We start from the raw sequence: 24601 nt of genomic DNA, 5'->3' as shown, positions 1-24601 counted from the left end.
GCAGACGTGGAGAACGTCCTCGCCGGCTACCGCGCTCCGTCCCAGCTCGTGCAGGACAAGGAGATCGACCGGATCGACCGGCACTGCCGGCAGTTCATCGAGCTGTCGCCGTTCGCCGTGCTGTCCTCGGCCGACTCCGACGGGTGGCCCGAGGTCTCCCCGCGCGGCGGCGACCCGGGCTTCGTCAGGGTGCTCGACGAGCACCGGCTGGCGCTGCCCGACCGGCAGGGCAACAACCGGGTCGACAGCCTGCGCGCGATCACCGGCAACCCGAAGCTGGCGCTGCTGTTCTTCGTGCCCGGCATCGAGGAGACCCTGAAGGTCTTCGGGACGGCGGAGCTGCTGCCGGCCGACGCGCTCGAGGTGGACCTCACCGAGTTCGGCCGCCCGCCGCGGTCGGTGCTGCTGATCTCCGTGCGGCGGGCGTACTTCCAGTGCGCCAAGGCCGTGATGCGCTCCGGGCTGTGGGACCCGGCGCGGCAGGTGCCGCGGTCGGCGTGGCCGCCCTTCGGCGAGGTGCTCAAGGACCACTGCCGGCTGCCCGCTCCGCTGGACGAGGCCGAGATGAGAGCGGAACTCGCCACCGAGCTGTGAGAACTGTCGCCGGGGTGGCCTAGGTTGCCGCCATGGCGACGGATTTCCAGGTGGTTGTCGACTGCGCTGCTCCGCACGAGCTCGCCGACTGGTGGGCCGAGGCCCTGGGCTGGCAGGTGGAGGCGCAGGACGCGGCGTTCATCCGCCGCATGATCGATGCCGGCTACGCGACCGACGACGAGACGACGACGCACAACGGCGCGCTGGTGTGGAAGACGGGGGCGGCGATCAACTCGCCGGACCCGAACCGCCCCCGGGTGCTGTTCCAGTGGGTCCCGGAGGGCAAGACGGTGAAGAACCGGGTGCACCTCGACCTCCGCGTGGGCGCCGAGCGCCGCGAGGCGGAGGTCGCCCGGCTGGTGGCCGCGGGCGCGAAGGAGCTGCACCGGGCCTCGCAGGGGCCGCACGAGTGGGCGACCCTCGCCGACCCGGAGGGCAACGAGTTCTGCGTCGCCTAGCTGGCGAGCAGGTCCCGGGCGAGCTTGCGGTAGGCGACGGTGCGCTCGGCCGCGTGGCGGGCCCGTTCGCGTTGGCTGCGGCGGTCGCTGCCGAAGTAGCGCGCGTCCTCGACGAGCTGGAAGGCCGCGAGCACGCTCGCCTTCGGCTCGGGGCCGCGCGGGGCGGCGGGTGGGACGGGTTCGGCCGTGCTCATGGAGCCCCCCTCTCCCGGGGAGGCACAGTCTGACCAACCCCGTGACTAGATGGTGCCCCCGTATCGGCAGATCGAATCCAACTCGTGACCAATTGGTGCCGCAGTGTCACGTGAGTCTCATGTGACGGCATCGGCGCCGGTGGGGGGTGCTTTCGTACGGTGTCCCCCATGGCGCGCTCGGGTCTGGGACGGCGGCTCGGCGGACTGCTGCGCAACGCCCTGCGACCGGCCCGGAAGACGCGCCCGGTCCGCTCGGTCGAGCCCGCGCCCGCCCCCGGCGACCGGATCGGCTACACCCCGCACCCCGACGGCCACCCGGACCCCGGCGAGGTGGTGTGGGCCTGGGTGCCCTTCGACGAGGGCGACGGCCGCGGCAAGGACCGTCCGGTGCTGGTGATCGGCCGGCGTGGCCAGCACCTGCTCGCGCTGATGCTCAGCAGCAAGGACCACGACCGCGACGCCGCCGACGAGGCCCGCTACGGCCGCTACTGGACCGACATCGGCCCCGGCCCCTGGGACCGCCGCGGCCGCAACAGCGAGGTGCGGCTGGACCGGCTGCTGGTCCTCGACCCGTCCGGGGTCCGCCGGGAGGGCGCCGCACTGGACCGCGCCCGGTTCGACCGAGTGGTCGCCGAGGCCCGCCGCACGCAGGGGTGGTGAGCGGTCAGCTCCGGCGCAGGTGGTAGACGCCGGTCTGGTCGGTCAGCGACTCGAGGTCGTAGCGGTGGACCACCTTCGGGCCGCCGTGCAGGTGGACGTGCGTGACCGTCGGCAGCGGCTCGCCGTGCCGCGCCGCGCGGATCTCCACGCGCCCGTCGAGGGGACCGCCGACGAAGAGCAGGACGGCGTCGTCCTCCTGGGCTTCTGCGTGCTCGGACAGCTCGACCTCCCCTGCTCGCAACCGACCCGAGCCAGGGTAGGCGCGCCCGGCGGCGGAATCACGCGGACGCACGGGTCAGACCTTCTCCCGGCCGCGCAGCCAGCGCGCCAGCAGCGGGGCCGACAGCAGCATCACGAACAGCCGCAGCACCTGGACGGCGAGCACGAACGTCGCATCGGCGCCGCTCTGGGTCGCCGTGGCCAGGACGGCGTAGAGGCCGCCGGGCGTCGTCGCCAGGTAGGCGTCGAGCTCGCCGACCCCGGTGGCCGAGGACAGCAGCGCGCCGAGCCCCGCGCAGCCGAGCACGAGCGCGGCGATGATCGCCAGCGCGAGGGGCAGCGCCCGGCCGACGGTGCGCAGGCTCTCCCGGGTGAAGGTGACGCCGACCTGCAGGCCGATGACGAGGAAGGCGGCGTTCTCGACCAGGCCGGGCACCTCGGCGCCGTGCGAGAGCCCGGTCAGGTCGACGACGGCGGCGACCAGCATCGGGCCGAGCAGCGCGCCCACCGGGATCCGCGACACCTGCCCCAGGACGGCGCCCACGCCCGCGCAGACGACGGTGAACAGCAGCCCGGCCGCCCAGCCCGGCGTGTCCGGCGCGGACGGCGCACCCCCACCGGTCGAAGCGCCGTAGACGGCGGTCGCCGCCACCGGCATGAGCACCACGATGATCAGCACCCGCAGGTACTGCAGGACCGCGACCATCCGCTGGTCGGCGCCGAGGTCGCGGGCCATCGCGGTGATGCCGGACGCGCCGCCGGCGATCATCGAGAACGCACCGGTCACCGGCGAGATGCCGGGCTGCAGCCGCAGCAGCTGGCCGGCGGCGAGGCTGAGCACGAGCGTGCCGACGGTGACCAGCAGGACCGGCAGCCAGTGCTCGCCGATCGCGCCGAGCGTCGAGAGGCGCACCAGCGCGCCGATGGTCACGCCGATCACCGCCTGCGCCGCGGTCATCGCGATCCGGGGCACCCGCAGCGAACCGGGGAAGGCCAGCGCCCGGACCAGGCCGGCGAGCAGCCCACCGAACAGCGCGGCGGAGGGCACGTGGGCCAGGTTCAGCAGCAGTCCGGCGACCACGCCCGCGGCGACGACGGCGGCCGCGTCGAGCAGCCGCCGCCCGGAGTCCACGGCGACCACTGTCCCCCACTGTGAGACCGGGGCTGCGCCGTGGTCGAATGAAGGCGAACTGCGACGGCAGTGGAGGAAGCCGGTGCGACTCCGGCGCGGTCCCGCCACTGTGTGTCCGGCCCAGAACCGGTCAGTCAGGAACTCCCGCCGTCGCTTCCTGCCACCTCCGGGCGCGGACACCCGGGGAGAGGACGTGTGGTCGGCGTGACCTATCCCTTCGGCGCCGTCGTCGGCATGGACGACATGCGCCTCGCCCTGCTCCTCAACGCGGTCTCCCCCGCCGTCGGCGGCGTGCTGGTCCGCGGCGAGAAGGGGACGGCGAAGTCGACGACGGTGCGCGCGCTGGCCGCCGTCCTGCCGCCGGTCGCCGTCGTCGCGGGCTGCCGCTTCGCCTGCGACCCGGTCGCACCCGACCCCGGCTGCCCGGACGGCCCGCACTCCGCCGACGACCGCGCGCTGACCCGGCCGGCGCGGCTGGTCGAGCTGCCGGTCGGCGCCTCGGAGGACCGCGTCGTCGGCTCGCTGGACCTCGAGCGCGCGCTCACCGAGGGCGTCAAGGCGTTCGAGCCGGGCCTGCTCGCCGCCGCGCACCGCGGCGTGCTCTACGTCGACGAGGTCAACCTGCTGCACGACCACCTGGTGGACCTGCTGCTCGACGCGGCCGCGATGGGCACCGCGTACGTGGAGCGCGAGGGCGTCTCGGTGCGGCACGCGGCGCGGTTCCTGCTGGTCGGCACGATGAACCCCGAGGAGGGCGAGCTGCGCCCGCAGCTGCTCGACCGGTTCGGGCTCACCGTCGAGGTGGCCGCGCCGCGGGACGCCGACCTCCGCGCCGAGGTGGTCCGCCGCCGGTTCGCCTACGACGCCGACCCGGCCGGGTTCGCCCAGGCCTGGGCCGACGAGGAGGCTGCTCTGGCCCGGCGGATCGCCGACGCCCGGGCCCGGCTGCCGCGCGTCGTCCTCTCCGACGAGGCGCTGCGCCAGGTGACCGCCGTGTGCGCCGCGTTCGACGTCGACGGGCTGCGCGCGGACCTGGTGACGGCGCGGGCGGCGATCGCGCACGCGGCGTGGTCCGGTCGCGACGAGGTGACCGAGGACGACGTCCGGGTCGCCGCCCGGCTGGCCCTGCCGCACCGCCGCCGGCGCAACCCGTTCGACGCGCCCGGCCTCGACGAGGACACCCTCGACCAGGCGCTCGAGGACTCCCGCCCCGACGACCCCGAGCCGCCCACCGACGGCCCCGACGACGACGGCGGCGGCGCCCCTCCCCCCGAAGCCCCGCCTTCGGCGCCGAAAGCGGACCAGCCGTCGGCGCCGAAAGCGGACGAGAGGGACTCGGGGCAGGCGCCGGAGCGGGCGGCGGTCGCGCCCGGTGAGCCGTTCCGCGCGCGCCGGCTCGAGGTGCCGGGCATCGGCGCGGGCGCGGCCGGCCGGCGGTCGAAGTCCCGGTCGGAGCGCGGCCGGGTCGTCGGCTCGCAGCGGCCGGCCGGCACGGTCACCCGGCTGCACCTGACCGACACCGTGCGCGCGGCCGCCCCGCACCAGGTCGCGCGCGGGCGGACCGGCCCGGGGCTGCGGATCCGCCGCGAGGACCTGCGCCAGTCGCTGCTCGAGGGCCGCGAGGGCAACCTCGTGCTCTTCGTCGTCGACGCCAGCGGCTCGATGGGCTCCCGCTCGCGCATGACGGCGGTCAAGGGCGCCGTCCTGTCGCTGCTGCTCGACGCCTACCAGCGGCGGGACAAGGTCGGGCTGGTCACCTTCCGCGGGACCGGCGCCGAGCTCGCGCTGCCGCCGACCTGGTCGGTCGAGGCCGCGGCGGCGCGGCTCACCGAGCTGCCCACCGGCGGGCGGACGCCGCTCGCCGCCGGGTTGCTGCGGGCGCACGAGACGCTGCGCGTGGAGCGGGTGCGGGATCCGCAGCGCCGGCCGCTGCTCGTCGTCGTCACCGACGGCCGGGCCACCGGCGCGCGCGGCGGCGACCACCTCGGCCGGGCGCACGCCGCGGCCGGGCTGCTGGCCGCGGAGGGCACCGCCGCCGTCGTCGTCGACTGCGAGTCCGGGCCGGTCCGGCTGGGCCTGGCGGGCACGCTCGGCGCCGTCCTCGGCGCGGAGACGCTGCGGCTGGAGGAGCTGGCGGCCGACGCGCTCGTGGCCACGGTGCGCGGCGCGCGAGAGGCGGCCTGAGGATGCCGAAGGGGCAGGTCGAGGTCGTCCCCGAGGACGGGCTGACGACGCGGCAGCGGCGCAACCGGCCGATCCTCGCCGTGCACACCGGCGAGATGAAGGGCAAGTCGACCGCCGCGTTCGGCATGGCCATGCGTGCCTGGAACCAGGGCTGGCCGATCGCGGTCTACCAGTTCGTCAAGAGCGCGAAGTGGAAGGTCGGCGAGGAGAACGCGCTCACCGCGCTCGGCCGGCTGCACGAGCAGACCGGCGAGGGCGCGCCGGTGGTCTGGCACAAGATGGGCTCGGGCTGGTCGTGGTCGCGGCGGCAGGGCACCGACGTGGACCACGCCGCCGACGCCGCCGAGGGCTGGGCGCAGATCAAGCGCGACCTCGCCGCCGAGGCCTACCGCTTCTACGTGCTCGACGAGTTCACCTATCCCCTGAAGTGGGGCTGGGTGGACGTCGACGACGTGGTGACGACGCTGCGCGAGCGACCCGGGAACCAGCACGTGGTGATCACCGGCCGCGACGCCGCCCCGGCACTGGTCGAGGCCGCCGACCTGGTCGTGGAGATGACCAAGGTCAAGCACCCGATGGACGCCGGGCAGAAGGGCCAGCGGGGGATCGAGTGGTGAGTCTCCCGCGCGTCGTCCTGGCCGCGCCGTCGTCCGGCGCCGGCAAGACGTCGATCGCGACGGGACTGGTCGCCGCGCTCACCGCGCGGGGGCTCGCCGTCTCCCCGCACAAGGTGGGCCCGGACTACATCGACCCCGGCTACGCCGGCCTCGCCGCCGGACGCCCGGGGCGCAACCTCGACCCGTGGCTGGTCGGCGAGGAGCGGATCGCGCCCCTTCTGCTGCACGGTGCGCGCGGGGCGGACGTCGCCGTCGTCGAGGGCGTGATGGGCCTGTTCGACGGGGCATCCCACCCGTCGGTCGAGCCCGGCTTCGCCTCCACCGCGCACGTCGCGCAGCTGCTGCGCGCCCCGGTGGTGCTGGTGGTCGACGCGGCCTCGCAGGCGCGCAGCGTCGCGGCGCTGGTGCACGGGTTCGCCACCTTCGAGCCGGGTGTGCGCATCGGCGGGGTGGTCCTCAACCGGGTCGGCAGCGACCGGCACGAGCAGATCCTGCGCGACGCCCTCGACGCCGCAGGCGTGCCCGTGCTCGGCGCGGTCCGCCGGCTCGAGGCGCTGGCCACGCCGTCGCGGCACCTCGGCCTGGTGCCGGCGGCCGAGCGCACCGACGAGGCGGTGCGCACGGTGCGCACGCTCGGCGAGGTGGTCGCCGCGTCGGTCGACCTCGACGCCGTCCTGGCCCTGGCCCGGTCGGCGCCGGACGTCGACGCCCGACCGTGGGACCCGGCCGCGGAGGTGGCGCCGATCCCGGGCCGCCCGCGGATCGCCGTCTTCGGGGGCGCCGCGTTCACCTTCGGCTACGCCGAGCACGCCGAGCTGCTCGAGGCGGCCGGCGCGGAGGTGGTCCCCGTGGACCCGCTGCTGCACGACCGCGTGCCCGCCGGGACGACGGGGCTGGTCATCGGCGGCGGGTTTCCCGAGGTCTACGCCGCGCAGCTGTCGGCCAACGCGTCCCTGCGCGAGGACGTCGGCGCCCTGGCCGGGCGCGGCGGGCCGATCGCCGCGGAGTGCGCCGGGCTCACCTACCTCGCGAGGAGCCTGGACGGCGTCCCGATGTGCGGCGTGCTGAACACGGAGGCGGCCATGACGCCGCGGCTGACCCTCGGCTACCGCGCCGCGGTGGCGACCGTCGACTCCGTGCTCGCCCCGGCCGGCACCCGGGTGCGCGGCCACGAGTTCCACCGCACCGTCGCCACCCCGCCCGCCGGGACGCACGCGGCGTGGCAGTGGTCCGCGGCCGGGCCCGAGGGGTTCGTGACCCGCAGCGTGCACGCCTCCTACCTGCACCTGCACTGGGCGGGCAGTCCGCAGCTGGCCGAGCGGTTCGTGGCCGCGTGCGCCGCCGCGCTGGTGCCGGCGTGATCACGGTCGGGGTCGGCGCGGCGTCGAGGGCCACCGTCGCGGAGGTGCTCGCGGCGATCGACGCGGTCCTGCCCGCAGGTGCGGACGACGTCCGGCTGGCCACCGTCGAGGCACGCGAACCCGTGGTGGCGGAGGCCGCGGCGCTGCGCCGCTGGCCGGTGCTGGCCCACCCGGCCGCCGTGCTGGCCACGGTGCCAGTGCCCGCGCCGTCCGGCCGGGTCGCGAGCGCGGTGGGCACGCCGTCGGTCGCGGAGGCCGCGGCCCTGCTGAGCGGCGGGACGCTGGTGGTCGGCAAGACCGTGGTCGGCCGGGTCACCGTGGCGGTCGCGGGATGAACCTCGACTTCCACGGGGACGACGAGCTGGCGCCGGGTCTGGTCGACCTGGCGGTCAACGTCCGCGCCGGGACGCCGCCGGAGTGGCTGCGCGCCGCGCTGCACGACGCGGTCGACGCCTCCGCCGCCTATCCCGATCCCCGCCCGGCGCGGGCCGCGGTGGCCCGCGCGCACGGGCGGCCGGAGGACGAGGTACTGCTCACCGCCGGCGCGGCGGAGACGTTCGTGCTGGTCGCGCGTGCGCTGCGGCCCCGTCGGGCGGTCGTCGTCCACCCGTCGTTCACCGAGCCGGAGGCCGCGCTGCGCGCCGCCGGGCACCCGCTCGAGCGGCTGCTGCTCGACCCGCCGGGCTACCGGCTGCGCGCCGTCCCGGAAGACGCCGACCTCGTCGTGCTGGGCAACCCGACCAACCCGACGTCGGTGCTGCACCCTGCGGCCGACATCGCCGCGCTGGCCCGTCCCGAGCGGGTGCTGTTGGTCGACGAGGCGTTCGCCGACACGGTGCCCGGTGAGCCGGAGTCGCTGGCCGCGCGCCGGGACCTGCCGGGACTGCTCGTCGTCCGCAGCCTGACCAAGACCTGGGGGCTGGCCGGCCTGCGGGTCGGCTACGCGCTCGGGCCGGCGGACCTGATCGCCCGGCTGGCCGCGCAGCAGCCGCACTGGCCGGTGTCGACCCCGGCGCTGGCCGCGCTGGTGGCCTGCTCCACGCCGGCCGCCCGGGCCGAGGCGGAGGCGGCCGCGGTCGAGCTGGAGAGCGCCCGCAAGGCGCTGCTGGCCGCCCTGCCGCCCGGCGTCGAGGTGGTCGCCGACCCGCGCTCGTCGTTCGTGCTGCTGCGGGTGCCGGACGGCGCGCGGGTCCGCGCAGCGCTGCGCGAGGCCGGCTTCGCGGTGCGCCGCGGCGACACCTTCCCGGGCCTGTCCCCCGACCACCTGCGGGTCGCCGTGCGCGATCCGGAGACCTCCCGTGCGTTCGCCGAGGCGCTCGCTGGGATCCTGGACCCGACCGCATCCCCCGAGGAGTTCCGCTGAGCACGCTGCTGGACCAGACGATCGCCGCCGTCCGCCCCCGCGACGCGGCGGCCGAGCGCGCCGCCCGCGAACGGCTCGACCGCATGACCAAGCCGCCGGGCTCGCTCGGCGTGCTCGAGGACGTCGCCGCGCAGCTCGCCGGGATCGCCGGCGAGTGCCCGGCTCCGATCCCGTCTCCCGCCGCGGTCGCCGTCTTCGCCGGGGACCACGGGGTGCACGCCCAGGGCGTGACGCCGTGGCCGCAGGAGGTGACCGCGCAGATGGTCGCCAACTTCGTCGCCGGCGGCGCGGTGGTGAACGCCTTCGCCGCGCAGCTGGGGGCCGACGTCGTGGTGGTGGACGTCGGCGTCGCGGCGCCGCTGGACCCGGCGGAGGGCCTGCTCGACCGCAAGGTGCGCGCCGGCACCGCCGACCTGGCCGTCGGCCCGGCGATGACGCTCGACGAGGCCCGCCGGGCGGTCGAGGTCGGCATCGAGGTCGCGACGACGCTCGCCGCCGACCACGGCGTGCTCATCAGCGGCGACATGGGGATCACGAACACGACCGCGTCGGCCGCGCTGATCTGCGCGTTCACCGGCGCCTCCCCCGCGGAGGCCACCGGCCGGGGCACCGGGGTCGACGACCCGACGCTGGCCCGCAAGGTCGACGTCGTCACGCGGGCAGTCGCCCGGCTGCCCGAGGGGTCCGATCCGCTCGCGGTGCTCGCCGAGGTCGGCGGGCTGGAGCACGCGGCGATCGCCGGGTTCGTGCTCGGTGCCGCGGCGGCCCGGACGCCGGTGCTGCTGGACGGCGTCATCGCGGGCTCCGCGGCGCTGGTGGCGGCCGCGCTGTGCCCGACCGCGCTGGACTTCGCGCTGGCCGGGCACACGTCGGCCGAGCCGGGGCACGGGATCGCGCTGCGCGCCCTGGGCCTGCGGCCGCTGCTCGGGCTGGACCTGCGCCTGGGCGAGGGCACCGGCGCGCTGCTGGCGCTGCCGCTGGCGCAGAGCGCCGCCCGGGCGCTGCGCGACGTCGCCACCTTCGACTCGGCCGGCGTGACCGAGAAGGCCTGAATGAACGCCACTCCCGTCGACCCTGCCTCGGGAGTCGTCTACCCGGTCGGCCTGCGGCTGCTCGGCCGCCGCGTGGTCGTGGTCGGCGGCGGGCAGGTGGCGCACCGGCGGGTGGCCGGGTTGCTGGAGGCGCGGGCGCGGGTCACCGTCGTCTCGCCGTCGGTCACCCCGGCGCTGGAAGCGCTCGTCGAGCCCGGCTCGCTCACCTGGGTGCCGCGGCGCTACCAGCACGGCGACCTGGACGGCGCCTGGTACGCCGTCGCGGCCACCGACGACCCGGCCGTGAACGCGGCGGTCGCGGCCGAGGCCGAGGCAGCGCGGATCTTCTGCGCGCGGGCCGACGACAGGTCGGCGTCCTCGGTGTGGACCCCGGCGGTCGGGCGGCAGGGCGACCTGGTCGTCGGCGTGCACGGCGGCGGCGATCCGCAGCGGGCGGTCGGCGTGCGCGACGCCGTCGTCGCCGGGCTGACGGACGGGTCGATCGCCGACCGCGCGGGGCGCACCGGCGCGGTCGGCGGTCCGGGGTCGGTGGTGCTGGTCGGCGGCGGCCCGGGCGATCCGGGGCTGATCACCGTGCGCGGGCAGCAGGTGGTGTCGCAGGCCGACGTCGTCCTGGCCGACCACCTCGCGCCGCAGTCGCTGCTCGCCTCGCTGCCGGCCGACGTCGAGGTCATCGACGCCTCGAAGCTGCCGCGCGGGCGCTCGATGGCGCAGGAGCAGATCAACGAGCTGCTGATCTCCCACGCACGGGCCGGGCGTCGCGTCGTCCGGCTGAAGGGAGGCGACCCGTTCGTCTTCGGCCGCGGCATGGAGGAGCTCGAGGCCTGCGTGGCGGCCGGCATCCCGGTCGAGGTCGTGCCGGGCGTGACCTCGGCGATCGGCGTCCCGGGGCTGGCCGGAATCCCGGTGACGCACCGCGGGCTCACCCACGAGTTCGTCGTCGTCTCGGGGCACGTGCCGCCCGGGCATCCCCAGTCGCTGGTCGACTGGCCGTCGCTGGGCCGCCTGCGCGGGACGCTCGTCGTCCTGATGGGGGTGGACACCGCGCCGGCGATCGCGGCGGCGCTGATCGGGCACGGTCGGGCGCCGGGAACGCCGGTCGCCGTCGTCACCGACGGCTCGACGCCCACGCAGCGGGTGGTGCGCACGACGCTCGACGGCCTGGCCAAGACGATGGCCGACGAGGGCATCCGGCCGCCGGCCGTCTGGGTGGTCGGCGAGGTCGTGGGCCTTGCCGCCGGGGCCGGTCACGTTCCCGCGGGAACGTCGGACGACGCCGAGGACGAGGACTGAGCCGCCGCTGACCAGCGGTTTCCGTCAGCCCCTACGCGTAGCTTCCGAACATGGGTTCGAAGAACGACACGGAACATCCGTCGGGCTCCCCGCTGCCCGAGCTGGCGTGGGCGATCACGGCAGGCGCGGTGCGGCTGGCCGCAGCCACGGCGGCCTGGCTGCGCCTGGTGGCCGAGTTCGACGAGCGGGACGGCTGGTCCGGGGTGGGCATCCGTTCGTGCGGCGCATGGTTGGCCTGGCAGTGCGGCCTGGCGCCGGGCACCGCACGCGAGCACGTCCGGGTGGCCCGCGCGCTCCGCGGGCTGCCGCGCATCGAGGCGGCCTTCGCCGGCGGCCGGCTGTCGTACGCGAAGGTGCGGGCGCTGACCCGCATCGCCGCCCCGGACTGCGAGGCCGCGCTGCTGGAGTTCGCTCTATCGGCGACGGCCAGCCAGACCGAGCGGTTCTGCCGGGAGTGGCGCCGGATCGATGACGAGGACGCCGCCGGTGGTGCCGAGCGGCGCACGGAGGTCGGGCAGTCCTTCGAGTTCTGGATCGACGAGTCGGCCGGGTGCCTGACCCTCAAGGTCCGCATGCCGCTCGAGGCCGGCACAGAGCTGATGTGCGCGATCGACGCGTTGGCCGAACGCGAGGCCCGACGGGAACGCGCGCAGAACACCAAGGCCGCCGCCGCGCACGCGGAGGTCCGCGCGGCCGGCGGGCGGGTGGACCGGGCACTGCTCGAGCGCTGCGCCGAGGACGCCGCGGTCGGCCTGGCCCGCGAGCGCACGGCCGCGCGCCGCATCGCCGCGCTGGGCACGCTGGCCACCGCCCGGGTCGAACTGGACCGCCGGCCCGGCGACCCGCCCCGCAGGGAGGTGGTGGTGCACGTCGACGCAACCGTCCTGGCCGACGACACCGCCGCCGGACGTGCGCACTACGAGGGCGGCCCGGCGATCACCGGCGCCCAGGCCCGGCGGATCCTCTGCGACGCCACCGTCGTCGCGATGCTGGAGTCCGGACGCGAACCACTCGCCGTCGGACGACGCAAGCGCCGCGCCACGAAGGCCCAGCGCCGCGCGCTGCTCCGCCGCGACGGCGGGTGCGCCCGCCCCGGCTGCCCCGAGAGCCGCATCGAGCGACTGCACGCCCACCACATGAGGCACTGGCTCGCCGGTGGGCGCACCGATCTGGACAACCTCGTGCTGCTCTGCGACACCGACCACGGCCTGGTCCACGACCACGACCTGGTGCTGAGCCGCACGAGCGGCAGGTTGGTCGCGCTCGACGCGGACGGCCGCCACGTGTGGGGCAGCGCCGACGCCGCCTTCGCCACCGGCCTGGCCGGACTCGCCGCCGACCGGACCACGGACACCGACGCCTTCGTCGGGGTCACTCCTATCGACACGGCCGTCGGCCGTCGTCCCACGGACCTGACGGCCGCCGTTTCAGACGTCGCCGCGGCCGGCACGACGCATGCGCTCCGTCGCCGCCGCACGTCGCCCCCTCGCCGCTCTCCGGCCCGACCTGCTCACGCCAGCCACCGCCCGGCGAGCCGCCGTCCCGGCCGGCGAACCGCGCTCGGCCGACCGGCCGAGGCCAGCGTCGAGCGCCGATCAGCCCGGGTCAGCCGAGTCCTCTACCCCGAGGGCGAACCCGCTCTCGCCGACTCCCTGCAGGAGCGCTACGACCGCATGGACCTCCGCTACGCCGTCGGCGTCCTGATGGGCAACCGCGACCTGACCAGACGCCTCGCCGCGGAGGGCCGACGGCCCTACGGCACGTGAGACGTTCCCGCGGAAACGCATCGGTTCCCCGATCGTGATCTCACCGGCCGTCGCCTCGCCGTCCGTCATCAGTCACGCACGGTGGGTTCCGACACCTGGGTGCTGCCTGTACATCTCCTGTGGGCGCGGGTGAGGCTGCCGTGCATCGGAACCGCGATGTCTCGGCTCTCAGCGCTGACGGCCGGGACGCGATCACCAGGAGGCAGGATGCCGGAACGCGTGACCGGGACGACGAGGAGGACGGCACCGCGAGCGATCGCGGTGGGAGCCGGCGGGCTGCTGCTCGCCGCTCTGCTGCCGGCGGCGAGCGCCGCGGCGGGAGGTGGCGGGCACGGGAACGCCTGCGAGCACCGCGCCAACAACACCTACGCGAAGCTGCTGGAGTGCGTGACCGTGGACGGCGTCCGCGAGCACCAGGCCGCACTGCAGAAGATCGCCGACAACAGCTCCGACCCCGACTACCCGGGCACCCGCGCGGTGGGCACCGACGGGTACGCCGACAGCGTCCGATACGTCTCCGACGTGCTGACGGTGGCCGGTTACCGCGTGACGCTCGACCCGTTCGAGTTCGAGTACGCCTTCCCGATCGTGCTCCGGCAGCTGACCCCGACCGAGGCCGACCACGAGGCCGCGGCGGTCGGCGGCAGCCACTCCGGCGAGCTGGAGGGCCAGGTCATCCCGGTCGACATCAACCTGACCGGCGACCGCGCCTCGGACAGCGGCTGCGAGCCCGAAGACTTCGCCGGTCTCGACTTCAGCGGCGACAACGACATCGCGCTGATCCAGCGCGGCACCTGCAACTTCGCCGTCAAGGTCCAGAACGCGCAGAACGCCGGGGCCGAGGCCGTCGTCCTGTTCAACCAGGGCAACACCCCCGAGCGCGAGGCGCTGCTGACCAACGTCGCCGCCACGGAGTTCGAGGACGGCTCGACGTGGGAGCCCGCCATCCCGATCGTGGGCACCAGCTTCGCCGCCGGTCAGGCCCTGGCCGCGCCCGGCTCGACCGCGTTCGTCAGCGCGCGGACCGAGCAGCGGACCGACTTCAACGTGCTCGGCGAGCTCCCCGGCCGGAACACCGGCAACGTCGTGATGGCCGGTGCTCACCTCGACAGCGTCACCGAGGGCCCCGGCATCAACGACGACGGCTCCGGCACCGCCGCGCTGCTCGAGGTCGCCCAGAACATGGCGAAATCGGGCGGCGACAACACCCTGCGGTTCGCCTTCTGGGGCGGCGAGGAGCTCGGCCTGCTCGGTTCGACCGACTACGTGACCGGCCTGCCGCAGGCCGAGCGCGACCGGATCGCGCTGTACATGAACTTCGACATGATCGGCTCGCCGAACTACGTGCAGACCGTCTACGACTCCGACCAGTCGACGTTCGAGGCCCCGGTCCCGATCCCGGAGGGGTCGATCGCGATCGAGGACCTGTTCGAGTCGTACTACACCTCGATCGGCGAACCGTACGACGACAGCGCGTTCGACGGCCGCAGCGACTACCAGGCCTTCATCGACCCCGAGGTCGGCATCGCCTCCGGTGGGATCTTCACCGGCGCCGAGGAGGTCAAGAGCGAGGAGCAGCAGGCCATCTGGGGCGGCACGGCCGGGGAGCAGTTCGACCCGTGCTACCACGCCGCGTGCGACACCTACGAGAACGTGGACCTGCACGCGCTCGACGTGAACAGCGACCTGATCGCGTACGCGATGCTCACCTACGCGTACTCGACCGAGTCGGTGAACGGCGTTCCCGGCAAGCAGGTGCCGGGTCGGCCGGCCCCGCTGCCCGCCCCGGCGGGCCCCGAAGGCACCTTCCCGCTCGAGTAGCCCATGACGTCGAGGAGGCACTCCGTGCGCGGGGTGCCTCCTCGGCGTTCAGACCTCGGCGTTCAGACCACGGTCGCGAAGACGACCTCGTTGTCCTCGCTGGCGCCGGCCGCGCGGTCGAAGTCGCCGCCGCAGGTAACCAGCGCGAGGTCGGCGCCGTCCGGGTGCCCGTTGAGGGTGTCGGCCAGCGCCGAGGTGGACTTGTCCAGGCCGGTCACCGGCTTTCCGAGCACCTGCAAGTGGAGGACGGCGCCGCTCGCGTCGACGAGGTCCACCCGGTCGCCCGGGCGCAGGTCGGCCAGCCGGTCGAAGACGGCGCCGTGCGCGGCCTGCGCGTGCCCGAGCACCACCGCCATGGAGCCGGACCCCGGCTGCGGACCGTCGGACCACCACGCCGTCGTCCACATGGACCGCGGGACGCCGTAGCCGTCGACCTCCTGCCCGGTGAACGGGTTGTCGTAGCGCACCGTGCCGCGCGGCTCGACGGTGGCGTCGACACCGATGTCCGGGATCTGCAGCCGCGCCGGCGTGATCGGCCCGTGCGCGACGGGGGCGTCAGCAGGAAGCGGAGCCAGCTGCGGCGCCGCGGTCCCGGCCGCGGGAGCCGACTCGGCACCGGCGGACGGCCGCCCCGTGTAGATCAGGAGCAGCACGACGCCCGCGGCGACGACCAGCAGGAAGGCGCCGAGCGGGCGCGCCAGCTCAGCCGCGCGAGCGCGCCGCACGGGTGCTCATCCGGTAGCCGGCCGCACCGATGCCACTGGCCAGGACGACGCCGGCCAGCACGGCGAGCGGAACGGGGCTCGACGACTCGTCGGGTGTCCCGCCGGTCGGCGCGTAGCCCGGGTAGCTGACCGGCTGCGCCACGGGAGCGGGCGCCGGCGGGGCGGGCGGCTGGGCGGCCGGGGCGACCGGCGGGGCAGAGGCCGGCGGCGGGGTGCTGTGCGCGCCCTCGCCGGTCGGCGGCGCCGGCATGCACTTCTCCTGCAGCGTCGTCGCCAGGCCCTGGAGCGCCTGCCCGACGTCGTTGTTCTGCAGATCGTCGGACACCGCCGACGGATCGCCGCTCTGCAGCGCACCGACGAGCTGGTTCAGCAGGTCGGGCAGCTGCTGCGGGTCGCTGTTCTGCAGCGCGGTGAGCACGTTCTGGAACCCGTCGAAGACGCCGTTGACGCAGTCGGCGGAGATGCCGAGCGGCGCCAGCGCCTTGATGAACGCGTCTCGCAGCGCCGAGTCGTCCGGCGGGCCGGGGAGCGCCGGCGTGCCGCCGCCGCCGGTCACGGGGTCGGTACCGCCCTGCTGGGGAACGATCGGGTTGTCCGGCAGCGTCGGCGCGCTCGGGGTCCCGGTGCCCGATCCGCCGAGCTGCGACGCGGCGTCCTGGAGCTGCGTCGTCGCCGTCCCCACGGGATCGCTGTCGTCAGCGGCCGCCACCCCCGGCACGAGGACGACGGCGCCGAGCAGGACGGCGGGCGCGAGCAACCGGAGCGGCTTGCCGAAGAGACGACCAGACAACGCATTCCCCCTGCGGTCCGACGAGCGACTGCTCGCTTTCCCCGCTCAACGAGACGCGGACCGAGAGGTGACGGACCGTTCCGGCCCGGTTCGTCTCAGATGTTGGCGCCGTCCGGCGGCGGCCCCTCCGGCAGCGGTGCGGCGAACCCGGAGCCGTCGGGCACCGGCGGGTCCATCCCCACCGTGTACGCGGTCATCGACAGCGACCCGTACGCGTAGCCGTCGACCAGCACGTCGGCCGTCGTCGACGTCGCCCCGGCCATCCCGGCGATGTAGAGCAGCGGCAGGAAGTGGTCCGGCGTCGGGACGGCGAGGTCGTAGTCGCGGTGACCGTCGAGCCGGCCGACCTCGGTGGGGTTGCTGAGCATGAACTCCTTGGCCGACTGGTCGAAGCGCTGCGCCCAGTCGAAGCCGGCGTCGGGCAGCGCCCGCGACACCCCGCCGAGGTTGTGCACGACGTTGCCGCTGCCGATCACCAGCACACCGTCCTCGCGCAGCGGCGCCAGCGCCGCGCCGAGCTGCAGGTGGTAGTCCGCGGACTTGAGCGCGTTGATCGACAGCTGGACGACGGGGATGTCGGCGTCGGGGAACGCGTGCATCAGCACCGACCAGGTGCCGTGGTCGATCCCCCAGCTGTCCAGGTCGGCGCCCACCCACGTGGGGTGCACGATGTCGGCGACCTCCTCGTACAGCGAGGGCAGGCCCGGCGGCTCGTAGCGGACGTCGAACAGCTCCCGCGGGAAGCCGAAGAAGTCGTGGATGGTCCGCGGTCGCGGCATCGCGGTCACCGCGGTCGCTTGCACGTACCAGTGCGCCGAGACGACCAGGATGGCCCTCGGGTGGGGCACGCTCTGCCCGAACGCCCGCCACGCCTCGGTGTAGCGGTTCTTCTCCAGCGCGTTCATCGGGTTCCCGTGGCCGAAGAACGCGGCAGGCATGACGGTCATCGCAGACCCCTCCCCCAGTCCCCGTCCGCTCCGATCCCCCGTCGGATCATCACCCTCTGCGCTGGGAAGCGCGAGACCGGGAAACAGAACTGTCCGGATCACCCGGCGTTGCTGACCGGCGGCACGCGGCGCAGCAGCGGCGACAGCCAGCGCGCCCCCGGCCCGGACGACGCCGCGACGTCTCCCGGGTTGGAGAGGGCGCAGCGGCCCAGCGACAGGCACCCGCAGCCGATGCAGGAGTCCAGCCCGTCGCGCAGCTGCACCAGCGCGGCGATCTGCTGGTCCAGCCGCTCGCGCCAGCCGGACGAGAGCCGCCCCCAGTCCCGCGCAGTCGGCGGACGGCCGTCGGGCAGGGTCGCCAGCGCCTCGCGGATCTCGGTCAGCGAGAGGCCGACGTTCTGCGCCGCCCGCACGAAGGCCAGCCGCCGCAGCACCGTCCGCGGGTACCGGCGCGCACCGCCCGACGTCCGGGTCGAGGAGATCAGCCCCTGCTCCTCGTAGTAGCGCAGCGCGGAGGCCGCGACCCCCGACCGCGCCGACACCTGCCCGATGGTCAGCAGCTCCACGGCCACGGCGAACCCCTTGACCTCGAGTCGACTTGAGGTTCCACCGTAGTCCCATGACCCGCACCGCACTGATCACCGGAGCCTCCCGGGGCCTGGGCCGCGCCCTCGCCGCCGCGCTGAACGAGCGCGGCTGGCGGCTGGTCGTCGACGGCCGGGACGCCGACCGGCTCGCTGCCGCCGTCGCCGCGCTGCCGCACCCGGAGGACGTCATTGCGATCCCCGGCGACGTCGCCGACCCCGACCACCGCACCGCGCTCGCCGAGGCGGTCGGCCCCACCCTCGACCTGCTGGTCAACAACGCCAGCGACCTCGGCCCCAGCCCGCTGCCCCCGCTGGCCCGGCTGCAGCCCGAGCAGCTGCAGCGGATCCTCGCCGTCAACACCGTCGCCCCGCTCGCGCTGGTCCAGCTGACCCTGCCCGAGCTGGCGCGGGCGCACGGCCGCGTGCTCGACCTCAGCTCCGACGCCGCCGTCGAGGCCTACGCCGGCTGGGGCGGCTACGGCGCCAGCAAGGCCGCGCTCGACCAGCTCTCCGCCGTCCTCGCCGTCGAGCACCCGGACCTGCGGATCTACGCCGTCGACCCCGGCGACATGAACACCGCGATGCACCAGGCCGCCGAGCCCGGCGAGGACCTCAGCGGCCTGCCCGCGCCGGAATCCGTCGTCCCCGCGCTGCTGCGGCTGGTGGACGACGACCTGCCCAGCGGCCGCTACCGCGCCGCCGACCTCGAGCCGGCGGTGGCCCGGTGATCACGTTCGCCCTCCCCCACGAGGCCGAAGCCACCGCGCCGCCGGAGGTGTGGGGCACCCCGCGGGACGGCGTCCGGCTGATGGCCGTCCGGCCGGACGCGATCACCGACCACGTGTTCCACGATCTGCCCGAACAGCTCGAGCCCGGCGACCTCGTCGTCGTCAACACCTCCGCGACGCTGCCCGCCCGGCTGGTGGCCACGCGGGCCGACGGCGTCGCCGTCCCGCTGCACGTCGCCGGCACGCTCGACGACGGCGACTGGGTGGTCGAGGTCCGCCGTCCGCACAACGACGGCCCCGACCTGCGGGTCGAGCCCGGCGCCGTCCTGACCCTGCCCGGCGGCACCCGGCTGCACCTGGTCACCGGGCACCCCGACCCGAGGCACCCCTCCCGGCTGTGGCGCGCCCGCCCCGAGCGCCCGGTCGACCTCGGGGACCTGCTGGCCCGGCACGGGCAGCCGATCCGCTACGGCTACCTGACCGGCACGTTCCCGCTCGCCGCGTACCAGACGGTCTACGCGACCGAACCGGGCAGCGCCGAGATGGCCAGCGCCGGACGGCCGTTCACCGAGGCGGTGCTCGTGCGCCTGATGGCGCGCGGCATCCCGGTGGTCCCGATCGTGCTGCACGCCGGCGTCTCCAGCCCGGAACTGCACGAGCCGCCGACCCCCGAGCGCTTCGCCGTTCCCGAGGTCACCGCCCGGCTGGTGACCAGCACCGGCGAGGCGGGACGGCGGGTGGTCGCCGTCGGCACGACGGTCACCCGGGCACTCGAGACGGCGACGGACGACGACGGCGTCACCCGCGCCACGAGCGGCTGGACCGACCTGGTCCTCGGGCCCGACCGGCCGGCCCGCGCGGTGACCGGCCTGATCACCGGGCTGCACGCCCCCGAGGCCAGCCACCTGCGGCTGCTCGAGGCGGTCGCCGGTCCGGACCTGGTCGCCTCGGCCTACCGGGCGGCCGTGGCCGCGCACTACCTCTGGCACGAGTTCGGCGACTCGATGATCTTCCTGCCGTAGCTTGCGCTGCGTGCAGCACCACGACGACACCCTCGCCGGCTTCGTGGCGCGCGAGTCCGCCCGGGACGACGCGGTCGCCGTCGTGGTCACCGGGTCGGTCGCCCGCGGCACCCCGCGACCCGACTCCGACGTCGACGTCTACCTGGTCGTGGGCGAGGAGCGGTTCCGCACGGCCTGGGAGACCGGCCTGGTCAGCTACGTCGACTCCGCCGTCGCGACCTACGAGGGCGGCTACGTCGACGTCAAGCTCGCGACCGTCGAGTTCCTGCGGCGGGCGGTCGAGGCCGCCGACGACCCGACGCGGGCGTCGTTCCTCACCGCGCGGGTGGCGTGGTCGCGCGATCCGTCGATCGAGGAACTCGTCGCCGCGATCCCCCAGCTCCCGGACGACGCCTGGGCCGAGCGCGGCCGCGCCTTCCTCGCCCAGCTCCGCCTCTACGTCCGCTACTTCCTGCTGCAGGGCGAGGCCCACGACAACACCTACCTGCGGTCCTGGGCGGCGGTGCACGCGGTGAACGCCGGCGGCCGGGCGCTGCTGGCGCTCAACCGCACGCTGTTCCAGGGGCCGAAGTACCTCGAGGAGACCGTGCCCGGGCTGCCGCGGGTGCCGGCCGGCTACGCCGAGCTCGCGGCCGCGCTGCTGCGCGAGCCGACCGCCGCGCACGGGCGGGCCTACGCGGAGGCGATCGAGGGCCTGCACGACTGGGATCTGGACCGCGACGCGACGCTGTCCCGCTTCGTCCGCGACAACGAGCTCGCCTGGCTGACCGGCGCGGTGCCGCCCGAGTTCAGCTGAGGAACCTGCGGACCGCGGCCGTGGTGCGCTCGGCGTCGCCGGTCGCGAGCAGGTCGAGCAGCGCGCCCCGGAGGACGGCGAGCAGCAGCGTCCGGTCGGCGTCGTCCCCGGCCGGCGCGAGGACGTCGAGCCAGTCGGCCACCGTGCGCTCGGCGAACCCGCCCCACGGCCCGTCCGGGTCGACCAGCGACCGCGCGTACGCCTCGACCCAGAGCCGCAGCAGCGCCCGGTGCTCCGCGGCGACCAGCCACGCCCAGACCGCGTCCGGGGCGCCCCCGGCGGAGGCGAGCGCGGCCAGCTCGTCGGCGCGGGCGCGGGCCAGCAGGTTCCGGACCAGCCCGTCCTTGCTGCCGAAGAGGAACAGCAGCACGCGGGGGCTCGAGCCGACGGCGGCCGCGAGGGGGCGCAGCGAGACGTCGGCCAGGCCGTGCTCGAGCACGTACCGGTAGGCCGCCTCGAGCAGCTCGTCGCGCCGGGCCGAAGGGGCTCGCTCCGCCGTCGTCACCGCGCTAGCCTCCCACTGAAACGAGTGTTTCAGTAGGAGGTCCGCGATGTCCGCCACCATCCGCCCGCTCGGCCGGCCAGGGGACCTGGGCTGGGTGGTGATGGCCCACGGCGAGCAGTACGCGGCCGAGTTCGGCTGGGACGCGACGTTCGAGGCCCTGGTCGCGCGGATCGTCGCCGACTGGGCGAACGACCACGACCCGGCTCGCGAGGCCGCGTGGATCGCCGAGCTCGACGGCGAGCGGGTGGGCTGCGTCTTCTGCGTCGCCGCCGACGAGCGGACGGCGCAGCTGCGGATCCTGCTCGTCGACCCGCGCGCCCGCGGGCACGGCCTGGGCACCCGCCTCACCCGCGAGTGCCTGGACTTCGCCCGCGCCGCCGGTTACGAGCGGATGCGGCTGTGGACCAACCACCCGCTCGCCGCGGCCCGGCGGATCTACCTCGCCGAGGGCTTCGCGCTGGTCGAGGAGGAGCCGCACACCAGCTTCGGCGCCGAACTGGTGGGGCAGGTCTACGAGCGGTCACTGGTCGCCTGAGATGCTGGGCGGGATGGCCACGTCCGAGGAGCCCAACGCCGTCGCCGTCGAGGCGCTGCGGCAGCAGCTGATCGCGCTCGCGCAGGCGTCGGATCTCAGCGTGCCCGAGCTCCGGGTCGACGAGGCGCGCAAGCAGGAACGGGCGCCGACGGTGTCGAAGGGGGCCGTCGTCGTCCCCCGGTCGCTGCTGAGCGCCGGTCGCGCCCGCCAGCTGTGGTACCTGGCCGCCTGCCTGGGCCGGCTGAGCTCGCCGGTCCCCCGGCAGCGGCAGCGGATCGGGTGGCTGCTGTTCGCCCTCGCCGGGCTGGCCTACGTCGCGCTGCTCCTCTTCGCGCGCCAGATCTCGATCGTGTGGCTGACCATCGCGCTGCTCTACCCGCTGGCGTTCTGGACCGCCCGCTGGGAGCGGCGGGCCATGGAGGACGCCGGCCGGGCGATCCTGCTCGCCGCCGGGCACGACCCCGCGGCGATCGCGCGCGAGGCGTTCGGCGACGACCCCCAGCCGACGCCCTGGCAGCACCTGCTCTCCACCGAACCGACCCCCCGCGAACGGATCGAGGGCGCCTCGCGACGCTGAGACCTGCGGACTCACAGGGACGCGCAGGCCGCGGGCGCAATACGGTGTGGTGGAGGCCATATCGAGGAGGTAGCGCATGAGCGAGACGCACAGCCAGGACCACGCTGCCGCGACCCGACGGTTCCCGCCGTCCGAGGAGCTGGCCGGCCAGGCCAACGTGGGCCCGGACGTCTACGAGCGCGCGGCGCAGGACCGGCTGGGTTTCTGGGAGGACGCCGCCCGGCGGCTGACCTGGGAGAAGGACTGGGACGAGGTCCTGGACTGGAGCAACCCGCCGTTCGCGAAGTGGTTCGTCGGCGGGAAGCTCAACGTCGCCTACAACTGCCTGGACCGGCACGTGGAGGCCGGCCACGGCGACCAGGTCGCCTACCACTGGGAGGGCGAGCCGGGCGACACCCGCACGATCACCTACGCCGAGCTCACCGCCGAGGTCTGCAAGGCCGCGAACGCGCTGCTCGAGCTGGGGGTCCAGGCCGGCGACCGGGTCGCCATCTACATGCCGATGATCCCCGAGACGATCATCGCGATGCTCGCCTGCGCCCGCATCGGCGCCGTCCACATGGTCGTCTTCGGCGGCTTCTCCGCCGACGCCCTGGCCAGCCGGATCACCGACGCCGGCGCCGTCCTGGTCATCACCGCCGACGGCGGCTACCGCCGCGGGGCGCCGAGCGCGCTCAAGCCGGCCGTCGACGACGCCCTGGGCCGCACCGACAGCGTGCGCAACGTCGTCGTCGTCAAGCGCACCGAGCAGGACGTCGCGTGGACCGAGGGCCGCGACCTCTGGTGGGACGACGTCGTGGGCAGGCAGTCCGACCAGCACACGGCCGAGGCGTTCGACGCCGAGCACCCGCTCTACATCATGTACACGTCCGGGACGACGGCGAAGCCGAAGGGGATCCTGCACACCTCCGGCGGCTACCTGACCCAGGTCGCCTACACGCACTGGGCGACCTTCGACCTCAAGCCCGACACCGACGTCTACTGGACGGCGGCCGACGTCGGCTGGGTGACCGGCCACAGCTACATCGTCTACGGGCCGCTGGCCAACCGGGCGACGTCGGTGATGTACGAGGGCACGCCGGACACCCCGCACAAGGGCCGCTGGTGGGAGATCGTGCAGCGCTACGGCGTGACGATCCTTTACACGGCGCCGACGACGATCCGCACGTTCATGAAGTGGGGCGAGGACGTCCCGGCCGGCTTCGACCTCTCGTCGCTGCGGCTGCTGGGCTCGGTCGGCGAGCCGATCAACCCCGAGGCCTGGCTCTGGTACCACGAGCACATCGGCGGCGGCCGCTGCCCGATCGTGGACACCTGGTGGCAGACCGAGACCGGCGCGCACATGATCACGCCGCTGCCCGGCGTCACGAACCTCAAGCCCGGCTCCGCGCAGACCCCCTTCCCGGGTATCTCGGCGAAGGTCGTCGACGACGAGGGCAAGGAGCTGCCCGACGACACCACCGGGCTGCTCGTGCTCACCGAGCCGTGGCCGTCGATGCTGCGCACCATCTGGGGCGACGACGAGCGCTACAAGGAGACGTACTGGACCCGCTTCGGCGACATGTACTTCGCCGGGGACGGCGCCAAGAAGGACGAGGACGGCGACATCTGGCTGCTCGGCCGGGTGGACGACGTCATGAACGTCTCCGGGCACCGGATCTCGACCACCGAGGTCGAGTCCGCGCTGGTCGCCCACCACGCGGTCGCCGAGGCGGCGGTGGTCGGCGCCAGCGACCCGACGACCGGGCAGGGCATCGTCGCGTTCGTGATCCTGCGCGGCGCAGCCGAGGACTCCGGCGAGGAGCTGGTCAAGGAGCTGCGGCTGCACGTGCGCCGGGAGATCGGGCCGATCGCCAGCCCGCGCCAGATCATGGTCGTGCAGGAGCTGCCCAAGACCCGCTCCGGCAAGATCATGCGCCGGCTGCTGCGCGACGTCGCCGAGAACCGCGAGCTGGGCGACGTCACCACGCTCACCGACTCCTCGGTGATGGAGCTGATCAAGGAGAAGCTCCCGAGCTCCACCGAGGACTGAACCCGTCGGAGGCTGGGAGCGCAGGTTTCCTGCGCTCCCAGCCTCCGGTCACCCGACGGGGGGTCTCACGCGCGCGTCCGCGGGGTATCCGGCACGATCATGGTGTTCGCACCGCCGATCTGGGAGGAGCCACTCGTGGCCCACAGCGCACCGACGAGCCGGGCCACCGGGCCCCAGGAGCCCTCCATCGGCGAGCTGGTGCAGAGCGCGATGGCCGACATGTCCACGCTCGTGCGGGCCGAGGTCGAGCTGGCCAAGGCGGAGGTCAGCAAGTCGGCGAAGAAGGCCGGCATCGGCGCCGGCGCCTTCAGCGCGGCCGGTGTGCTGCTGGCGATCTCCGGCATCTACTTCTTCTTCTTCGTGGCCGAGCTGCTCGCCCTCTGGCTGCCCCGCTGGGCGGCGTTCCTCATCGTCTTCGGCCTGTTCGTGGGCGCGGCGGGCCTGGCCGCGCTGGTCGGCCTGCGGTTCATCAAGAAGGTCGACAAGCCCGAGCGGACCATGGAGTCCCTGCGCGAGCTGCCCGACGTGCTGCACCGCGAGGAGCCCGGCAAGCGCCGCCGCGACCTGCCGACCGTCGCGCACGGCCAGGTCACGCTGCGGGATCCCGACACCTACCTGGTCTGACGGGCGACCGCTCCCTGAG

The 24601-nt window shown here is 74.9% G+C and carries 27 protein-coding genes and 1 riboswitch; of the genes, 19 read left to right on the top strand and 8 right to left on the bottom strand.

Annotation, left to right across the window (positions count from 1 at the left end; all coding sequences use genetic code 11):
* The first annotated feature begins 6 nt into the window (after positions 1 to 6).
* Together GGQ55_RS11535 and GGQ55_RS11530 are read left to right on the top strand one after the other, a co-directional pair.
* Entirely contained in the window at positions 7 to 594 is a 588-nt protein-coding gene (locus tag GGQ55_RS11535) for an MSMEG_1061 family FMN-dependent PPOX-type flavoprotein (protein ID WP_179716824.1), read from the top strand.
* 32 nt (positions 595 to 626) lie between these two features.
* Positions 627 to 1052: a VOC family protein gene (locus tag GGQ55_RS11530; RefSeq protein ID WP_179716822.1), complete on the top strand. Its 426-nt coding sequence runs from the start codon at positions 627 to 629 to the stop codon at positions 1050 to 1052.
* Here the strand turns inward: GGQ55_RS11530 and GGQ55_RS11525 are convergent.
* Entirely contained in the window at positions 1049 to 1246 is a 198-nt protein-coding gene (locus tag GGQ55_RS11525) for a hypothetical protein (RefSeq protein ID WP_179716820.1), read from the bottom strand. The genes GGQ55_RS11530 and GGQ55_RS11525 overlap by 4 nt on opposite strands.
* 168 nt (positions 1247 to 1414) lie before the next feature.
* Here GGQ55_RS11525 and GGQ55_RS11520 point away from each other — a divergent pair, with 168 nt between their 5' ends.
* Positions 1415 to 1906: a type II toxin-antitoxin system PemK/MazF family toxin gene (locus GGQ55_RS11520; RefSeq protein WP_179716818.1), complete on the top strand. Its 492-nt coding sequence runs from the start codon at positions 1415 to 1417 to the stop codon at positions 1904 to 1906.
* Between the two features lie 4 nt (positions 1907 to 1910).
* Here the strand turns inward: GGQ55_RS11520 and GGQ55_RS11515 are convergent, their stop codons facing one another.
* Complete coding sequence (locus GGQ55_RS11515; protein WP_179716816.1) at positions 1911 to 2147, bottom strand: DUF8847 domain-containing protein; 237 nt, start codon at positions 2145 to 2147, stop codon at positions 1911 to 1913.
* 54 nt (positions 2148 to 2201) lie between these two features.
* Complete coding sequence (locus tag GGQ55_RS11510) at positions 2202 to 3257, bottom strand: AbrB family transcriptional regulator (protein WP_179716814.1); 1056 nt, start codon at positions 3255 to 3257, stop codon at positions 2202 to 2204.
* 36 nt (positions 3258 to 3293) lie between these two features.
* Positions 3294 to 3421: riboswitch (cobalamin riboswitch) on the top strand.
* Between the two features lie 40 nt (positions 3422 to 3461).
* Between GGQ55_RS11510 and GGQ55_RS11505 the strand changes: the two genes are divergently transcribed.
* The 9 genes from GGQ55_RS11505 (at position 3462) to GGQ55_RS11465 (ending at position 14714) form a co-directional block, all read left to right on the top strand.
* A complete protein-coding gene (locus GGQ55_RS11505; RefSeq protein WP_179716812.1) occupies positions 3462 to 5441 on the top strand; it encodes a putative cobaltochelatase in 1980 nt (659 codons plus the stop codon).
* Positions 5442 to 5443: 2 nt separating this feature from the next.
* Positions 5444 to 6058: a cob(I)yrinic acid a,c-diamide adenosyltransferase gene (gene cobO, locus GGQ55_RS11500; protein ID WP_179716810.1), complete on the top strand. Its 615-nt coding sequence runs from the start codon at positions 5444 to 5446 to the stop codon at positions 6056 to 6058.
* Positions 6055 to 7419, top strand: coding sequence for a cobyrinic acid a,c-diamide synthase CobB (locus GGQ55_RS11495; protein ID WP_179716808.1), 1365 nt, complete (start codon positions 6055 to 6057; stop codon positions 7417 to 7419). The genes cobO and GGQ55_RS11495 overlap by 4 nt, the downstream gene beginning before the upstream one ends.
* Entirely contained in the window at positions 7416 to 7754 is a 339-nt protein-coding gene (locus GGQ55_RS11490; protein WP_179716806.1) for a cobalamin biosynthesis protein, read from the top strand. Before GGQ55_RS11495 ends, GGQ55_RS11490 begins: the two co-directional genes overlap by 4 nt.
* Complete coding sequence (gene cobC / locus GGQ55_RS11485) at positions 7751 to 8782, top strand: Rv2231c family histidinol phosphate aminotransferase CobC (RefSeq protein WP_179716804.1); 1032 nt, start codon at positions 7751 to 7753, stop codon at positions 8780 to 8782. The genes GGQ55_RS11490 and cobC overlap by 4 nt, the downstream gene beginning before the upstream one ends.
* The gene (gene cobT, locus GGQ55_RS11480) at positions 8761 to 9834 is read left to right on the top strand and encodes a nicotinate-nucleotide--dimethylbenzimidazole phosphoribosyltransferase (protein ID WP_366490341.1); all 1074 of its coding nucleotides are present in this window, start codon (positions 8761 to 8763) and stop codon (positions 9832 to 9834) included. The genes cobC and cobT overlap by 22 nt, the downstream gene beginning before the upstream one ends.
* Positions 9835 to 11127, top strand: a complete 1293-nt coding sequence (gene cobA, locus GGQ55_RS11475) for a uroporphyrinogen-III C-methyltransferase (RefSeq protein ID WP_179716802.1) — start codon at positions 9835 to 9837, stop codon at positions 11125 to 11127.
* 50 nt (positions 11128 to 11177) lie between these two features.
* A complete protein-coding gene (locus GGQ55_RS11470; protein WP_179716800.1) occupies positions 11178 to 12893 on the top strand; it encodes an HNH endonuclease signature motif containing protein in 1716 nt (571 codons plus the stop codon).
* A 207-nt stretch (positions 12894 to 13100) separates the two neighbouring features.
* Positions 13101 to 14714, top strand: a complete 1614-nt coding sequence (locus GGQ55_RS11465; protein WP_179716798.1) for a M20/M25/M40 family metallo-hydrolase — start codon at positions 13101 to 13103, stop codon at positions 14712 to 14714.
* Between the two features lie 62 nt (positions 14715 to 14776).
* Here GGQ55_RS11465 and GGQ55_RS11460 read toward each other — a convergent pair whose 3' ends face one another.
* The 4 genes from GGQ55_RS11460 to soxR all read right to left on the bottom strand — a co-directional run bounded on the left by GGQ55_RS11460 (position 14777) and on the right by soxR (position 17748).
* Positions 14777 to 15439, bottom strand: coding sequence for a class F sortase (locus tag GGQ55_RS11460; RefSeq protein WP_179716796.1), 663 nt, complete (start codon positions 15437 to 15439; stop codon positions 14777 to 14779).
* Positions 15417 to 16229: a hypothetical protein gene (locus GGQ55_RS11455; protein ID WP_179716794.1), complete on the bottom strand. Its 813-nt coding sequence runs from the start codon at positions 16227 to 16229 to the stop codon at positions 15417 to 15419. The genes GGQ55_RS11460 and GGQ55_RS11455 overlap by 23 nt, the downstream gene beginning before the upstream one ends.
* A gap of 95 nt (positions 16230 to 16324) precedes the next feature.
* Positions 16325 to 17176 carry a 4,5-DOPA-extradiol-dioxygenase gene (gene ygiD / locus GGQ55_RS11450; RefSeq protein ID WP_218859255.1) on the bottom strand — a complete coding sequence of 284 codons (852 nt, stop codon included), beginning with the start codon at positions 17174 to 17176 and terminating at the stop codon, positions 16325 to 16327.
* 98 nt (positions 17177 to 17274) lie between these two features.
* Positions 17275 to 17748, bottom strand: a complete 474-nt coding sequence (soxR, locus tag GGQ55_RS11445; RefSeq protein ID WP_366489085.1) for a redox-sensitive transcriptional activator SoxR — start codon at positions 17746 to 17748, stop codon at positions 17275 to 17277.
* Positions 17749 to 17795: 47 nt separating this feature from the next.
* Between soxR and GGQ55_RS11440 the strand changes: the two genes are divergently transcribed.
* From GGQ55_RS11440 to GGQ55_RS11430, 3 genes are read left to right on the top strand one after another with little or no spacing between them, the layout of a single operon-like run.
* Positions 17796 to 18491, top strand: coding sequence for an SDR family NAD(P)-dependent oxidoreductase (locus tag GGQ55_RS11440; RefSeq protein WP_179716792.1), 696 nt, complete (start codon positions 17796 to 17798; stop codon positions 18489 to 18491).
* Positions 18488 to 19513: an S-adenosylmethionine:tRNA ribosyltransferase-isomerase gene (locus GGQ55_RS11435; protein WP_179716790.1), complete on the top strand. Its 1026-nt coding sequence runs from the start codon at positions 18488 to 18490 to the stop codon at positions 19511 to 19513. The genes GGQ55_RS11440 and GGQ55_RS11435 overlap by 4 nt, the downstream gene beginning before the upstream one ends.
* 10 nt (positions 19514 to 19523) lie before the next feature.
* Positions 19524 to 20309 (top strand): nucleotidyltransferase domain-containing protein, encoded by a 786-nt coding sequence (locus GGQ55_RS11430; RefSeq protein WP_179716788.1) that lies wholly within the window; start codon positions 19524 to 19526, stop codon positions 20307 to 20309.
* Here GGQ55_RS11430 and GGQ55_RS11425 read toward each other — a convergent pair.
* A complete protein-coding gene (locus GGQ55_RS11425; RefSeq protein WP_218859254.1) occupies positions 20302 to 20814 on the bottom strand; it encodes a TetR family transcriptional regulator in 513 nt (170 codons plus the stop codon). The two genes, GGQ55_RS11430 and GGQ55_RS11425, sit on opposite strands and share 8 nt — an antisense overlap.
* Positions 20815 to 20860: 46 nt before the next feature.
* Here GGQ55_RS11425 and GGQ55_RS11420 point away from each other — a divergent pair, with 46 nt between their 5' ends.
* From GGQ55_RS11420 to GGQ55_RS11405, 4 genes are all read left to right on the top strand, one after another.
* The gene (locus GGQ55_RS11420; protein WP_179716784.1) at positions 20861 to 21349 is read left to right on the top strand and encodes a GNAT family N-acetyltransferase; all 489 of its coding nucleotides are present in this window, start codon (positions 20861 to 20863) and stop codon (positions 21347 to 21349) included.
* Between the two features lie 13 nt (positions 21350 to 21362).
* On the top strand, positions 21363 to 21926 hold the full coding sequence (locus tag GGQ55_RS11415; protein WP_179716782.1) for a hypothetical protein: 564 nt from the start codon (positions 21363 to 21365) through the stop codon (positions 21924 to 21926).
* A gap of 76 nt (positions 21927 to 22002) precedes the next feature.
* A complete protein-coding gene (gene acs / locus GGQ55_RS11410; RefSeq protein ID WP_179716781.1) occupies positions 22003 to 23958 on the top strand; it encodes an acetate--CoA ligase in 1956 nt (651 codons plus the stop codon).
* A gap of 135 nt (positions 23959 to 24093) precedes the next feature.
* Positions 24094 to 24582: a phage holin family protein gene (locus tag GGQ55_RS11405; protein WP_366489082.1), complete on the top strand. Its 489-nt coding sequence runs from the start codon at positions 24094 to 24096 to the stop codon at positions 24580 to 24582.
* Positions 24583 to 24601: the final 19 nt, after the last annotated feature.

The organism is Petropleomorpha daqingensis (genome assembly GCF_013408985.1).
GTDB classification, from domain to species: domain Bacteria; phylum Actinomycetota; class Actinomycetes; order Mycobacteriales; family Geodermatophilaceae; genus Petropleomorpha; species Petropleomorpha daqingensis.
The sequence above is the reverse complement of the archived record's forward strand: the minus strand, read 5'-3'. Positions and strand labels throughout refer to the sequence as shown.